General features: G+C 39.3%; 6 protein-coding genes, 3 tRNA genes and 3 rRNA genes. 2 read left to right on the plus strand and 10 right to left on the minus strand.

Annotation, left to right across the window (positions count from 1 at the left end; translation table 11 throughout):
• Nucleotide 1: 1 nt before the first annotated feature.
• Together TOPB45_RS01205 and TOPB45_RS01210 are read right to left on the minus strand one after the other, a co-directional pair.
• On the minus strand, nt 2-934 hold the full coding sequence (locus TOPB45_RS01205) for a glycoside hydrolase family 3 N-terminal domain-containing protein (protein WP_013909049.1): 933 nt from the start codon (nt 932-934) through the stop codon (nt 2-4).
• Entirely contained in the window at nt 927-2048 is a 1122-nt protein-coding gene (locus TOPB45_RS01210) for a cysteine desulfurase family protein (protein ID WP_013909050.1), read from the minus strand. The genes TOPB45_RS01205 and TOPB45_RS01210 overlap by 8 nt, the downstream gene beginning before the upstream one ends.
• 210 nt (nt 2049-2258) lie before the next feature.
• On the opposite strand from TOPB45_RS01210, the gene rgy reads away from it, so the two are divergent.
• Both rgy and ccsB read left to right on the plus strand, forming a co-directional pair.
• The gene (gene rgy / locus TOPB45_RS01215) at nt 2259-5786 is read left to right on the plus strand and encodes a reverse gyrase (protein WP_013909051.1); all 3528 of its coding nucleotides are present in this window, start codon (nt 2259-2261) and stop codon (nt 5784-5786) included.
• Nucleotides 5787-5846: 60 nt separating this feature from the next.
• A complete protein-coding gene (ccsB, locus tag TOPB45_RS01220) occupies nt 5847-6752 on the plus strand; it encodes a c-type cytochrome biogenesis protein CcsB (protein WP_013909052.1) in 906 nt (301 codons plus the stop codon).
• A 1-nt stretch (nt 6753) separates the two neighbouring features.
• On the opposite strand, the gene TOPB45_RS01225 is transcribed toward ccsB, so the two are convergent.
• From TOPB45_RS01225 to TOPB45_RS01260, 8 genes are all read right to left on the minus strand, one after another.
• Nucleotides 6754-8628 carry a penicillin-binding protein 1A gene (locus tag TOPB45_RS01225; protein WP_013909053.1) on the minus strand — a complete coding sequence of 625 codons (1875 nt, stop codon included), beginning with the start codon at nt 8626-8628 and terminating at the stop codon, nt 6754-6756.
• Between the two features lie 72 nt (nt 8629-8700).
• A 5S ribosomal RNA gene (gene rrf / locus TOPB45_RS01230) occupies nt 8701-8817 on the minus strand.
• 58 nt (nt 8818-8875) lie between these two features.
• Nucleotides 8876-11906, minus strand: a 23S ribosomal RNA gene (locus TOPB45_RS01235).
• Between the two features lie 82 nt (nt 11907-11988).
• Nucleotides 11989-12064: transfer RNA gene (locus TOPB45_RS01240), tRNA-Ala, on the minus strand.
• A 9-nt stretch (nt 12065-12073) separates the two neighbouring features.
• Nucleotides 12074-12149: transfer RNA gene (locus TOPB45_RS01245), tRNA-Ile, on the minus strand.
• A gap of 66 nt (nt 12150-12215) precedes the next feature.
• Nucleotides 12216-13795: ribosomal RNA gene (locus TOPB45_RS01250) — 16S ribosomal RNA — on the minus strand.
• Together the 16S, 23S and 5S rRNA genes with 3 tRNA genes alongside form the textbook arrangement of a ribosomal RNA operon.
• Before the next feature lie 236 nt (nt 13796-14031).
• Nucleotides 14032-14103, minus strand: a tRNA-Ala gene (locus tag TOPB45_RS01255).
• Nucleotides 14104-14141: 38 nt separating this feature from the next.
• A complete protein-coding gene (locus tag TOPB45_RS01260) occupies nt 14142-15788 on the minus strand; it encodes an EAL domain-containing protein (protein ID WP_013909054.1) in 1647 nt (548 codons plus the stop codon).
• Nucleotides 15789-15797: the final 9 nt, after the last annotated feature.

Consider the following 15797-nt stretch of genomic DNA (forward strand, 5'->3'; position numbering starts at 1 on the left):
TTTAGTTCCATCTAATATTTTCAAAAATAAAAAAACTTTCTTTAATTTTTTCTTTTAATACTAAACTCTTTTCCAATTCACTTTTTATATCTTCTAAAGCATAGACTAAATTATCAAAATTGCCACAATAAATTAAAAGATTATGTCCACTTGCTAAACTTAAAATAATCCTTTCTTGAAGCTCCCAATTTTTTAATGCCCCCATATTTAAGTCATCAGTAAGAATTGCACCTCTATAATTTAAATTATTTCTTAAGATTTTTATTATATTGGAAGAAAAGGTTGCTGGCTTAGTATCAATTTCCTTTATAATTAGATGGGCAGTCATAATAAAATTTATTTTTTCTTTTTCAAGAAGCTTTTCATAGGGAGAAAGACTTTCTCTATCTATTCTTTCTTTAAAAGGAAGATCTTTATGAGGATCTATTTTAACATCTTTTAAGCCTGGAAAATGTTTTAAACAAGTAAATATTTTCTCTTTTTTATGTTCTTTTATAAAAATATAGGCGAGCTTTTTTACTAAAACTGGATCTTTACCAAAGGTTCTCTCTTTTAAAAATTCTTCAGCATCTTCATCAGCAAGATCAACACAAGGAGAGAGATTAAGGTTAAGTCCGTATTTTTTTACAGAATTAGCTATTTTTTTAGCCCAATTTTCAACTACCTTCTCTCCTTCTTTTTTATACTTTTTAGCTATTTCAAGGGGTGAATCATGATCTCCCTCAATTCTACAAACTCTTCCCCCTTCCTGATCCACAGCTAAAAATTTTAGCTCAAGTTTTTCTCTTAAATTAGAGAGAAAATAATCAAAATCTTCTTCAAAATGTTCTTTAAAAAAGAGAAAATTTACAAAACTAAGCTCTTTGTAAAGGGTAATATTTTCCTTAATGTTTTCTGGCTTAATTAAAAAGAGTTTCCCAATTTTTTTAAACATTATTTTTGAAATATTTGGAAAAGATCTGCAAAGTCTTTTCTATATCCTCTAAAGAAGTATATCTTCCTAAGGAAAATCTTACAGTTCCTTCAGCTAATTCTTGTGGCACTTTTAAAGCTAAAAGTGTGTGAGAACCTTTTCTGTCATGACATGCAGATCCAGTTGAGGCACATATTTCTTTAAGCTCAGAAAGTATTTTTGCACCATTTTTTCCAACAAAAGAAACTGTTAAAGTATTAGGTAAAGTTTTTTCAGGGATTCCGTAGCGATAAAGTTTAGGATAAATTTCTTTAAGCCCTTGGAAAAGTTTTTCTCTTAAAAAAATTAGTCTTTCCCCTTCTGCATTTAAATCCCTTAGAGCTATTTCAGAAGCTTTGGCTAAAGCTGAAATTAAAGCAACTGCTTCTGTTCCTGCCCTTAAACCTCTTTCTTGCCCACCTCCTAAAAATAAAGGTTCTATTTTTACTCCATTTTTAATATATAGAGCCCCTATCCCTTTAGGTGCATACATTTTATGTCCTGCTATACTTAATAGACTACATCCTATTTCTTTAACATCTACAGCTATTTTCCCTACTGCTTGACATGCATCTGTATGAAAATAAATTTCCCTTTCCTTACAAATTTCTGCTATTTCTTTAACAGGTTGAATAGTTCCTATTTCATTGTTAGCCATCATTACAGAAACAAGTATAGTATTAGATTTTAAACGCCTTTTGACCTCATCTGGTTCTACATATCCATAAGAATTAACAGGGATAAAATCTACTTGAAAACCCATTTCTAAAAGTTTTACTGCTGGATTTAAAACTGAGGGATGTTCAAAGGCACTAACTAAAATGTGCCCTTTTCCTTTAGAAAAGGCAACTCCATATAAGGCAAGGTGGTTAGATTCTGTTCCTCCAGAGGTAAAAATTATTTCTTCTGGCTCTGCATTAATTAAATCTGCTACTTTTTTACGAAATTCTTCTAATTTTTCTCTTACAAATTTTCCAAAAATATGAGCAGAACTTGGATTAGCAAAATATTCAACTGAATATAGTTTAAATTCCTCTATAACTTCTGGTAAGACAGGTGTTGTAGCATTGTAGTCTAAATAAATTATATTTTTCATTTTGTTTCTATTTTAAAACTTTTTATAAAATTCTAAAGTATGATTTCTCGCCCTATACAACTAAAATTGATTAAAGGCTCTTGTTTTATTCTTTAAAACCTTTTAACATAATTTAAATTATAATTTTATAAGGTCTTGCTTTTTTATTTTTTTCTTTTATGGTTTAATTTTCAATTAATCTTAAACTTTAATAAAGGGGATTTTAGTTATATGCTTTTTTATGTAGCTAAGGGCTGTCCCAATTGTAAAGGTATAATTTCTGATGAAAGATTAACTAAGGAATTGCCCTGCGAAAAATGTTTACCAGAGAAAGAAAAACCCTCTCTTTCTAATTTTTCAGATATTTGTAAAATACTTTATTCGCAAAATTCTTTAAAGGATTTAAAACCCTTTTGTGAAGTAGAAAAGAAAATTGAACTATTTAAAAAAGTTTTTAAAAATCTTTTAAATACTTTTCCTTCATCTCTACAAATAGGTTGGGCTAAAAGATTCTTTCTAGGGGAATCCTTTGCCATTGTTGCACCCACTGGAACAGGAAAAACAACTTTTGGTCTTATAAGCTCTCTTTTTACTCCTAAAAAGGCTTTAATTATTGTACCCACAAAGGTTTTAGTAAAACAAACAGAAGAAAAACTTAACCAGTATTTAGCAAAAATTAAAGAACCCCTTTTAAAAAATAAAATAATTTTAGCTTATACAGGATCAAATAAAGAAAAGGAACTATTAGAAAAAGGGAAATTTGATATTTTCATATGTACTTCAGCTTTTTTGCATAGAAATTTCGAGCTTCTTAAAAATATAGATTTTTCTTTAATATTTGTAGATGACGTAGACTCCTTTCTAAAAAATAGCAAAAATGTAGACAATCTTTTTTTACTTCTTGGTTTTTCAAAAAAAGAAATAGAGCTTGCTTTAAAAAGAGATAAGGAGGAAAAGGATTATGAAGATCTTTTAAAAATTAAGGAAAAACATAAAAAATCAATTAAACAGCTTATTATTTCTTCTGCAACCTTAAAACCTAAAACAAATAGAGTACTTTTATTCCAAAATTTACTTGGTTTTGAAATAACTCGCTTTGTCTCAACCTTAAGAAAAGTTATAGATACTTATATTCCTGTAGATTTAAATGATAAAAAAAATAAAGATGAAGTCTTTTATCAGCTTCTTAAAGTAGCAGAAAACCTAATTGCTAATTTAAAAGAGGGAGGACTTATTTTTGTTGAAGAATCTTTCGGAAAATCTTATGTAGAAGTTACTACAGATTATTTAAGAAATAAGGGATTTAAGGTTATCTCTTATTTAGAGGCTGATGAAGAGGAACTTCTTAATGCTTTAAAAAATAAAAAAGTAGATGTAGCTATAGGACTTTGCCATATCGGTAATCCTTTGGTGAGAGGGATTGATATTCCTGAAGTTTTAAGATATGCTTTATTTTTAGGGGTCCCGAAACATATTTTCCCCCTCTCAAAAAGTAAAGAAGGCTTTTCTCTTTCTATTTCTCCTCAATTTTTACAAAGTATACTTATTTCTCTTATGCCTCTATTTGATGAAGAAGAAAAAATAATAGCTTTATCTCACATCAATTACCTTCGTAGATATCTTACCTTAAAAGAAGAACAAGTAATGCAATATGAAGGACTCTACAAGAAAATTCTTAACATAAAAGAGTTTATAGAAAAAAAACTTAATGATCCAGATTTTTTAGAAAATCTCAAAAAAAGTGAGGAGGTTTTTTTAGAAGTTGATGATGAAGGTAATTATTATGTTATAGTAGGGAATGCTTCTTCCTATTTACAAGCAAGTGGAAGAGTTTCAAGACTTACAACTCGTGGACTTCTTCCTGGGCTTTCTATTATTTTAGTTGATAATTTTAAGGCCTTAAATAGTTTAAAAAAGAGATTGCGTTTTTATTTAGGAGAGGAAGTTGAATTAAAAGAAGTGGATTTAGAAAAAGTATTAATTCTTGATAAAGAAATAAGAGAGGAGCGCCAAAAACTAACAAAAGAAAAAATAGATTTTAAAAATTATTTATTAATAGTAGAATCTCCTCATAAAGCAAAAACTATTGCTAACTTTTTTGGTAAACCCTCTGTAAGAAGAATTAAAAGTGTTTTTATTTATGAAATTCCTATGGAAAATAATCTTCTTTCTGTGTGTGCTTCCTTAGGGCATGTTTTTGATCTTTCAAGAAAAATAGGTATTTTTGGGATTATTAAGGATAATAATCATTTTTATCCAGTATTTAATACTATCAAAATTGATAAAATAAATAAAGAGCAATTTGTAGATGAAGAAGAGATTAGAAATAGAGATGAAATTTTTGATAAAGCTGAAATTATTGAAGTTTTAAGAACTTTATCTTTTTGTGCAGATCAAGTTTTCATAGCTTCAGATCCTGATGCAGAAGGAGAAAAAATAGCTTATGATCTTTATATCAACTTAAAACCTTTCCAACCTAATATAAAAAGACTTGAATTTCATGAAGTTACAGCAAAAGCTTTAAGATCTGCTTTAGAAAATCCACAAGAAATAAATATAGCAAGAGTAAAGGCACAACTTGCAAGAAGAGTAGCAGATAGATGGGTTGGTTTTTCTTTATCTCAACAATTATGGAAAGTTTTTAAAAAATCAAGACTATCTGCAGGAAGGGTTCAAACCCCTGTTTTAGGTTGGATTATAGAAAGGGCAGAACTTGCTAAACAATATAAATATAGGATCTCTTTTAGCTTAAATGGATATAAATTAAGCCTTGAAATAGAAGATGAAGCTCTTGCTAAGAAAATTCTTGAAGAACTCCCTAAAAATTTAGAAATAAAAGTTTTAAGATATTTTGAGGATGAACTTTCTCCACCTCCTCCTTATACTACTGATACAGTTTTAGAGGATGCTTTTCATTTCTTTAGATTTTCTTCCTCCTATACTATGCAACTCTTACAGGAACTATTTGAGTTAGGACTTATTACTTATCATAGAACCGACTCTACAAGAATCTCAGAGACAGGACGCTATCAAGTAGCAAAGCCTTATATTATCCAAACCTTAGGAGAAGAATATTTTTATCCCAGAGAATGGTTTAGTGAAGGAGCTCATGAAGGTATAAGACCAACAAGACCTTGGGATCTTGCTGAAATTAAATTAAGAGTTGCTCATGGACTTTTAACTTTCAAAAATCCTAAGGATAGTTTTAAACTTTATGATATTATTTTTAGAAGATTTATGGCAAGTCAAACAAGAAAAACCAAAGTCTTAAAAGGAACTTTTGAATTTAAACTTCCCTCTTATTCTTGGGAAGAAGACTTAATTCTTGATATTAAAGAGCCTGGATATGAATATTTCTGGACAAAACCCCAAATTTTTAAATTAAAAGAATCTCTTTATCCAGAAAATATTCAGTATAGTAAAGTTCCTAAGGTTTTTCTTTACAATCAAGGAACCCTTATTCAAGAAATGAAAAAAAGAGGTCTTGGTAGACCATCAACTTATGCAGAGATAGTATCAACTCTTCTTCAGAGATATTATGTATATGAACTTAAAAACGGAAGTTTAGTACCTACTCCCTTAGGAAAAGAAGTTTATAATTATTTAAAAAGTAATTATAGTGAGTATGTTTCTGAAGAATTTACAAGAGAATTAGAAAAATTTATGGATGAAGTAGAAGAAGGAAAAAGGGATTGGGAAGAAATTTGCTTTAAACTTCTACCTTTACTAAATTTCTTAAATATTAGTTTTTCCAACTAAAAGTTGCCTTTTTAATCTTTTCATATTATATTTATTTCAAATTTTTTCAGGGGGAAAGAAATGAAATATAAAAATCTTCTTTATGGTTTTTCTTTAACTCTCCTAATTTATCTTTTGGCTTCTTTAAAGGAAAAAACTCTCTTTCCAGAAAATAGTTTACTTTTTGGCTTAACTACTTTTATTTATTTGGGAGCAGGACTTTTATATTTAATTTATTGGATATTTAAATGGGAAAAAGGAACTTTTTTAGGATCAATTGTAGGTTGGGCAGGATTTTTCTTAAATCTTTTAGCCTTTTTTGTAAGATGGGTACAAACTCATCAAGCTGGATTTGGATATGTTCCTTTATCAAATCTATATGAATCTTTAGTATTTTTTAGTCTCTGTACTGCTGGAATATACCTATTTTTAGAACCTAAATTACCTACTAAAATTTTTGGAAGTTTAGTCTTTTTATTAGCCAGTTTTATATTAGCTTATGCATCTTTAAAAACAAGCTCCTCTATTAAACCTCTTATTCCTGCTTTGAAAAGTAACTGGCTTGTTGCTCATGTAATAACTTGTTTTTTAGGATACGGTGCTTTTGCTGTAGCTTTTGTTTTTGGGATTTTTTATTTAATAAGTGATAAAGGTAATCTTAAAAATTATCTTCCTTCAAAAACAATTCTTGACACTCTTATTTTTAAAATCATACTTTTTGGCTTTTTTTGGCTTACCTTAGGGATAATTACTGGTGCTGTTTGGGCTGACCAAGCTTGGGGAAGTTATTGGAGCTGGGATCCAAAGGAAACTTGGTCACTTATAACTTGGCTAATTTATGGGGGAACTATTCATGCTCGTTTAACTCGCGGATGGAGTGGTAAAAAACTTGCTTGGTTAAGTATAATTGGTTTTTCTTCTGTTATGTTTACCTATTTTGGAGTTAATTTTTTACTTTCTGGATTACACAGTTATGCTACACCTTAATTTAGAATGTTTCGTTAGAAGTAGGTTCTTCTTGCTTTTCAATAGGCATGTAAGTGGGAAATTCCTGATATACGTGAGCTGTACCTTGCATAACACTTAACCAGACAGGACAGGCAATTCTTCCACCTGTTTCTCCTTTGGCTAAGGTTTTACCTTTATCATATCCCACCCAAACTCCACAGGTATAGCGAGGAGTATATCCTATAAACCAAGCATCTTTATAATCCTGAGTAGTCCCAGTTTTGCCAGCAACAGGAACTCCTAATGCCTTTGCACAGGTACCTGTTCCATATTGTACTACTGCCTGCATAAATTCATTCATTACATAAGCAGTATAAGCTGAAATTACAGCTTTATTTTCTAAGGAATGCTGATATATAATTTTAGAGGCGTCATAAATTTTATCATATATTTTTTCAATAAAATATGGTTTTACAAGAACTCCCATGTTAGGGAAAATAGAATAAATCCTTGTTAATTCTAAAGGAGATACCTCATAAGTTCCTAAAGCTATACTATAATTTAAAGGTTGATTATATTTAACTTCCAATTTTTCTAACATTTTCTGGATTCTTCCTAATCCAGTTAATAAAGCTATTCTTACAGAAACAGTATTTCTTGAATAAGCTAATCCATCTTTTAGACTAACAGGCCCCATATATTTATTGTCATAATTTCCTGGACTCCAATCTTCACCTTTATTAGCTCCGGGAAGAGTTATAGGTTGATCTGGAATAATTGCAGTCGGAAGAAGGACTCCATCTTCTATCGCAGTTGCCCAAATAAATGGTTTAAAAGCTGATCCAGGTTGTCTTTTAGCTAAGAGTGCTCTATTATAAGATGATTGAGAGTAATTTCTACCTCCAATTAAAACCCTTACTCCCCCATCTTCATTGTTTAAACAAACTATAGCTATTTCTGGAGGCTCTCTATTAGCAAATATATGGTTTACAGTTCTTATGGCATTTTCATAAGCTCTTTTAGCCCACTCTAAATCTAAAGTAGTTTGAATTTTTAATCCTCCTTGTTCTATAATTTTTGAAGGAAGAATCTGATAAAGTTCATCTTTTACTGCATCTATAAAATAAGCTGCATAGACAGGAATATTTACATTTTTAGGATTTAATATAATGGGTTGAGAAGAAACTTGTTGAGCAATCTCCCAAGAAATATAACCAACTTCCGCCATTCTTTTTAAAACATAATTTCTACGAGCTACAGCAAGTTGCGGATTACTTAAAGGACTATATTTTGATGGTGCAGCAGGAAGACCGGCAAGAGTAGCTGCTTCATTTAAATTAAGTTCCCAAACATGTTTATTAAAATAGGTTAAAGCTGCTGCTTCAACTCCGTAGGCTCCTTCACCTAAGTATATATGATTTAAATAAATAGTAAGAATTTCGTCTTTGGTGAGATGTTTTTCTATTTGCCAGGCAAGAATAATCTCTTTTATTTTTCTCTGAATGGTTCTTTCTGGAGAAAGTAAAAGTGCTCTTACTACTTGTTGAGTAATGGTGCTTCCACCTTGGACAATTTTTCCGTGGATAATGTTTTTATAAATAGCTCTTAATACTCCCCAAAAATCTATTCCCTTATGCTTATAAAAATTAGCATCTTCAGCAGCAACAAAAGCTTTTACTACATGAGAGGGTATCTTTTCTAAAGGAACAAAAATTCTTCTTTCTTCTCCAATATAACCTATAACATCTCCTCTTATATCTACTACTACATTAGTTTGTTTAGGTCTGTAATTTTTAAGTTGTGAAATACTTGGAAGAGTTATTTTTAAGTAAAGAAAAAAGATGAGAAAAAGAATTCCTAAAAAGAGGGTAAAAGTTAAGAATAAAAGACCTATAATCTTTACAAAGGATTTCATAATTGATTACTTAAGATAATCGATTTTAGGAATTTTACAATGGATTTTTAGAAGATTTAAAAATAAAAAAATCCCGGGCACCGACCTACTCTCCCAGGGCGGTAACGCCCCAGTACCATCGGCCCTGGAGGGCTTAACGACCGTGTTCGGAATGGGAACGGGTGTGGCCCCTCCGGTATAGGCACCCGGGAACTTAATATTTTTAACAAGTGAATAGGGTATCCTTTGGAACTTTTAAGCTGGTACTGCAGCCAAGCCGCACGGGTGATTAGTACCGGTCGGCTCCACCCATTGCTGGGCTTCCACCTCCGGCCTATCAACCGGGTGTTCTCCCCGGACCCTTCAGGGGGTGGGTTGCCCCACCCTCGGGAGGCCTAATCTTGGGGTGGGCTTCCCGCTTAGATGCTTTCAGCGGTTATCCCTTCCGCACATGGCTACCCGGCTGTGCTCCTGGTGGAACAACCGGGCCACCAGAGGTGCGTCCACCCCGGTCCTCTCGTACTAGGGGCAGCTCCCCTCAAGCCTCCTGCGCCCGCGGTGGATAGGGACCGAACTGTCTCACGACGTTCTGAACCCAGCTCACGTACCCCTTTAACGGGCGAACAGCCCGACCCTTGGGACCTTCTCCAGCCCCAGGATGGGATGAGCCGACATCGAGGTGCCAAACCGCTCCGTCGATGTGAACTCTTGGGAGCGATCAGCCTGTTATCCCCGGGGTAACTTTTATCCGTTGATCGACGGCCCTTCCACTCAGGACCGCCGGGTCACTAGGCCCGGGTTTCCCCCCTGCTCGGCCTGTCGGCCTCGCAGTCAAGCCCCCTTATGCCCTTACACTCAACGGTGGATTTCCATACCACCTGAGGGGACCTTTGGGCGCCTCCGTTACTCTTTAGGAGGCGACCGCCCCAGTCAAACTGCCCGCCAGGCACTGTCCCTCGGGAGGCTAACTCCCGCAGGTTAGAACCTTGAGGCAGGAAGGGTGGTATCTCACCGGTGGCTCCACGGGAGCTGGCGCCCCCGCTTCACAGCCTCCCACCTATCCTGCACATCCTGCCCCAAGATTCAATGCCAAGCTGCAGTAAAGCTCCACGGGGTCTTTCCGTCCCACCGCGGGTACCCGGCATCTTCGCCGAGACTACAGTTTCGCTGGGCCCCTGGCTGAGACAGCGCGGCAGTCGTTACGCCATTCATGCAGGTCGGAACTTACCCGACAAGGAATTTCGCTACCTTAGGACCGTTATAGTTACGGCCGCCGTTTACTGGGGCTTAAGGGCGGAGCTTCGCGGAAAGAATAATCCTTCCGCTAACCCCACCCCTTCACCTTCCAGCACCGGGCAGGCGTCAGGCCCTATACGTCCTCTTACGAGTTAGCAGAGCCCTGTGTTTTTGGTAAACAGTCGCCACCGCCGCTTCCCTGCAACCCGCTTCGGCTTCGGTCGCGAGGACCTACACCTAATGCGGGCACCCCTTCTCCCGAAGTTACGGGGCCAATTTGCCGAGTTCCTTAGCCAGGGTTGCCCCACGCGCCTGAGCATATTCTGCCCGCCCACCTGTGTCGGTTTGCGGTACGGTCACCAGGGCTTCAACGACCACGAGGTTATTTCTTGGCAGTGTGGTCCGAGCTCCTTCCCGAGAGCCGTAGCTCTCGGTTACTTACTCCCCCTCACCCTCCGGGCAGGGATTTGCCTCTGCCCATCATCGGGCTAGAGGTTTGGAGGGCCAACCATATAGCCCCGGAGCCCTTCCCTCCTGCGTCACCCCTTGGTCTCCACCCTGGTGGCGGGGGAATATTAACCCCACTTCCCATCCCCTACGCCTTTCGGCCTCGGGTTAGGGGCCGGCTAACCCTGGGCGGACGACCCTTCCCCAGGAAACCTTGGGCTTACGGCGGGAGGGATTCTCACCCTCCTTATCGCTACTCGTGCCCGGATTCTCTCCTCCGGTACCTCCAGTAGACCTTGTCGGTCTACCTTCATCGGCAGCCGGAGTGCTCCCCTACCGTCTGCACGCTCAATGCGTGCAGACCCGCAGCTTCGGTGCCTGGCTTAAGCCCCGTGTAATTTTCGGCGCACCCCCGCTCGCCCAGTGAGCTGTTACGCACTCTTTAAATGATGGCTGCTTCTAAGCCAACATCCTGGGTGTCTTAGCAGGGGCACCTCCTTTACCACTTAGCCAGGACTTGGGGACCTTAGCTGGCGGTCTGGGTTCTTGCCCTCTCGTCCTAGGACGTTATCGCCCTAAGACTCACTCCCGGGCTGCGCTTGCCGGTATTCGGAGTTTGCCTGGGTTTGGTAGGCCGTTAAGCCCCCTAGCCCAAACAGTGCTCTACCCCCGGCAGCGACCGCCCGAGGCTGCACCTCAATGCATTTCGGGGAGAACCAGCTATCACGGGACTCGATTAGCTTTTCACTCCTACCCACAGCTCATCCGAGGAGTTTTCACCCTCCACCGGTTCGGGCCTCCAGTGGGGTTTAACCCACCTTCACCCTGGCCATGGGTAGATCGTCCCGCTTCGGGTCTACCGCCGGCGACTAAACGCCCTTTTCGGACTCGCTTTCGCTACGGCTCCGCCTCAACGGCTTAGCCTCGCCACCGACGGTAACTCCCGGGCTCATTATGCAAAAGGCACGCCGTCAGGAAGGGTTACCCCTTCCCTCCGACTGCTTGTAGGCTGGCGGTTTCAGGTTCTATTTCACTCCCCTCCCGGGGTTCTTTTCACCTTTCCCTCACGGTACTAGTGCACTATCGGTGTGCGGGTAGTATTTAGCCTTGGAGGGTGGTCCCCCCTGATTCACACGGGATTCCACGTGTCCCGTGCTACTCGGGATCTGTGCCCAGGGAGACCATCTCCCTTTCGCCTACGGGGCTTTCACCCTCTCTGGCGGGCCATTCCAGGCGCCTTCGGCTAGAGAGATGGTTTTGTAACTCCCCGAGAGGTCCGTGGCCCTCTCCGGCACAGTCCCACGACCCCAAGCAGGCAACGCCCACGGGCTTTTACACCTGCTTGGTTTAGGCTCCTCCCCTTTCGCTCGCCGCTACTCGGGGAATCTCGGTTGATTTCTTTTCCTCGGGGTACTGAGATGTTTCACTTCCCCCGGTGTCGCCTCCATGGGCTCTTAACCCATGGATGACTGGGTATTACCCCAGCCGGGTTTCCCCATTCGGGCATCCCCGGATCAACGCCTGTGTGCGGCTCCCCGGGGCTTATCGCAGCTTACCACGCCCTTCATCGCCTCCCGCACCCGAGGCATCCACCGCCAGCCCTTAGTAGCTTGGCTACAGGAACCAGCTTAAAGATGCCAAAGGATACCCTTATTCACTTGTCAAAGATCAATCCTTTTTCCACCACTTATCAAAAAGTGGTGGAGGTGAACGGATTCGAACCGTCGACCTCCGGCTTGCAAAGCCGGCGCTCTCCCAGCTGAGCTACACCCCCACACAAAAATGGGCCTAGGAGGATTCGAACCTCCGACCTCACGCTTATCAGGCGTGCGCTCTAACCTAAGCTGAGCTATAGGCCCACAATCCGTTCACCTAAAAATTTTATATGAATAGCGTCCGTTGGGACTCCTTAAATTTCTCCTTAGAAAGGAGGTGATCCACCCCCACCTTCCGGTAGGGGTACCTTGTTACGACTTCACCCCAGTCACCGGCCCCACCGTAGGCACCCCCCTCCCAGCTGAAGCCAGGTTAGGGTAGTGACTTCGGGTGGGACCAGCTTCCGTGGTGTGACGGGCGGTGTGTACAAGGCCCGGGAACGTATTCACGGCGGCATGCTGATCCGCCATTACTAGCGATTCCGGCTTCACGGGGTCGAGTTGCAGACCCCGATCCGAACTGAGGAGGGCTTTCTGGGATTAGCTCCCCCTTGCGGGTTCGCATCCCTCTGTACCCCCCATTGTAGCACGTGTGTAGCCCTGGGCATAAGGGCCATGAGGACTTGACGTCATCCCCTCCTTCCTCCGGGTTATCCCCGGCAGTCCCCCTAGAGTGCCCGGCATTACCCGCTGGCAACTAGGGGCAGGGGTTGCGCTCGTTGCGGGACTTAACCCAACATCTCACGACACGAGCTGACGACAGCCATGCAGCACCTGTGCCAGAGCGCGTAGAGTAAACCCCTACGCTCCCCCAGTGTTTCCACCGGGGTACAACCCTGGCATGTCAAGCCCAGGTAAGGTTCTTCGCTTTGCATCGAATTAAACCACGTGCTCCACCGCTTGTGCGGGCCCCCGTCAATTCCTTTGAGTTTCAGCCTTGCGGCCGTACTCCCCAGGCGGGGTGCTTAACGCGTTAGCTTCGGCCCAGAGAGTTTACCTCCCCAGACCTAGCACCCATCGTTTACGGCGTGGACTACCCGGGTATCTAATCCGGTTTGCTCCCCACGCTTTCGTGCCTCAGCGTCAGGGACCGTCCAGCTGGCCGGCTTCCCCACCGGTGTTCCTCCCGATATCTACGGATTTCACCCCTACACCGGGAATTCCGCCAGCCTCTCCGGCCCTCAAGCCAGGCAGTATCGCAGGCCTTTCCGAGGTTAAGCCCCGGGCTTTAACCTGCGACTTACCCAGCCGCCTACGCACCCTTTACGCCCAGTGATTCCGGGCAACGCTCGCCACCTGCGTATTACCGCGGCTGCTGGCACGCAGTTAGCCGTGGCTTTCTCCTGGGGTACCGTCAGCCTGACTAGGCTCTTAACCCAGTCAGGGTTCTTCCCCCAGAACAGGGGTTTACGACCCGAAGGCCTTCTTCCCCCACGCGGCGTCGCTGGGTCAGGCTTGCGCCCATTGCCCAAGATTCCCCCCTGCTGCCTCCCGTAGGAGTCGGGCCCGTGTCTCAGTGCCCGTGTGGCCGACCACCCTCTCAGGCCGGCTACCCGTCTTAGCCTTGGTGGGCCGTTACCCCACCAACTAGCTGATGGGCCGCGAGCCCCTCCTCAGGCGGGAGCTTGCTATGCAGAGGCCCCCTTTCATCACTGAGCTTGCGCCCAGTGACTTTATCCGGTATTAGCCACCCTTTCGGGTGGTTATCCCAGACCCGAGGACAGGTTACTCACGTGTTACTCACCCGTTTGCCGCGGTACTTGGGGAAAAACCCCCCTTTCCCGCACGACTTGCATGGGTTAGGCGCGCCGCTAGCGTTCGCCCTGAGCCAGGATCAAACCCTCAGGAAAAATTTGTCCCGGCTCAATTTACCTACCCTTAAGGTAGGTAAAGAGGCCGCAAGCTTAATTTGCGGAGCCCCAAACGGACGCTATTCAATTTTCAAAGATCAAAAACACACTATTAAAAATATAAATTAGCTTTTAAACTTTGTCAAGAGGTTAAAAAATTCAAAGATCTAAATGACGCAATAAAAAATTATAATATTTTAAAATTTTTTGTCAAGAGCTTTTTTAAAAATAAAATGTGGAGCCGGTGGGACTTGAACCCACGACCTCGTGAATGCCATTCACGCGCTCTCCCTCTGAGCTACGGCCCCTTAATTTTTACTAAATATAGTCTTTTTAATCTTTTTTGTCAAGAGATAAGTTTTTTAAAATCTTCTATCGATATAGGTTTGCAAAAATAAAAACTTTGAAATAAATCTACATTTAAATTTTTTAATGCCTCAGCAATTTCCCTATTTTCTACAAACTCCGCTACAGTTTTTATACCTAAATCCTTAGCTATAGAAACAATCCCCTTAACAATATTATAACATTTTTTAGATTTATTGATTTGACGAATTAAATTTCCATCAATTTTTAAAAACTTTGGATCTACTTTCAATAAAGAAGTAAAAGAAGCATATCCAGACCCAAAATCATCTATAGCAATACCTATTTTTTCGCTTTTAGTTTCAGAGGATATAACTTGAAAAACATCAAGAAAATTGATTATAGAAGATTCAGTAATTTCCAATACAACAAAAATTTCATGTGTTTTTGCTATATCTTTCCATAATTTTAATTCCTCTGACAAAAAGAGGGCTTTATTATAAGAGTTTACACTTTTATTAATAAAAATATACCTATTTTTAAAAAGTTCTAAAACTTCATCCTTAATAATTTCTTCAGTAAGAACCGCTTCCAAATCCTCTATATATCCAAGTTCATAGGCATATTTTATAAAAGTACCAGCACTGATTACGTTTTTCTTTTCATCTAAAATTCTTATTAAAACTTCACCTCCCATAATTTTTAGAGTATAAGCATCAAATATGGGTTGAATATAGGGAATTACAAGGCGTTCTCTAATAGCTCTTTCTAACAAACTTCTAATTTTATTTAACTTCTCCAATTCTTTTAAAAATTTAGAATCAAAAAATACCCACTTATTTCTTCCTTCCCTCTTAGCTATTTGAAGAGCAATCTCAGCAGAATTTAACAATTTAAAAGCTTCATCTCCATCATGAGGATAAAGAGCTACACCTATAGAAACGCTTAAATGTATAGTCTGATTATTGGCTTTAAATCTAAAATTTTTAACTTTATCTACTAACTCTTCTAAAAATCCTATGAGCTCTAAAAAGGTATAATTTAGTAAACCTATTAAAATTTGATTTTCTTTATATTTTCCGAAAATAACATTTGGTGTATGAAAATGCTCCTTTAAAAATAAAGAAAAATCTTTTAAAAGGAAATCAGTAATTTCTGCTCCTAAGGTTAAGGAAAGAAAAGAATAATCTTCTATTTCTAAAACAATAAGAGCAATATCTTCTATAAATTTTTCTTTTGCCCTGTTTATAAAATCCTGTAATGTATCAAAAAAGGCTTCCTTAGACAAAAATTCAGTAAGTGAATCAATTCTAAGGTTTAAATATAAATTAAAGGTTTTGTCAAAAGTATTTAGATGATCTATTAGTAAATTTTCTAATAGTCCTACGAGTTCATAACTTAAATCTAATTTCTGGATATCACTTTTAAAGAATAAATATTCTATCTTTTTCCTAATTAATTGATGCTCTCTTTTGTGGAATTCTAAATCTGGATACTTATATTCTTTCATTAAATTTTCTTCTTTATTAAAATAATCTTCTAAAAAGAAAACAAACTGATTTAAAAAATCAGAAACTTTTTCAGCCCTATTCTCTTTTAGAGCACCTTTTATACTTTCTAAAGCTTGAAATAAATTTTCATACTCCCTTTTAAGTTTTGAATTTTTCAAAAAAATGAAATTATCCATGCTTTTTAT

This window comes from Thermodesulfobacterium geofontis OPF15 (assembly GCF_000215975.1).
Classification (GTDB): domain Bacteria; phylum Desulfobacterota; class Thermodesulfobacteria; order Thermodesulfobacteriales; family Thermodesulfobacteriaceae; genus Thermodesulfobacterium; species Thermodesulfobacterium geofontis.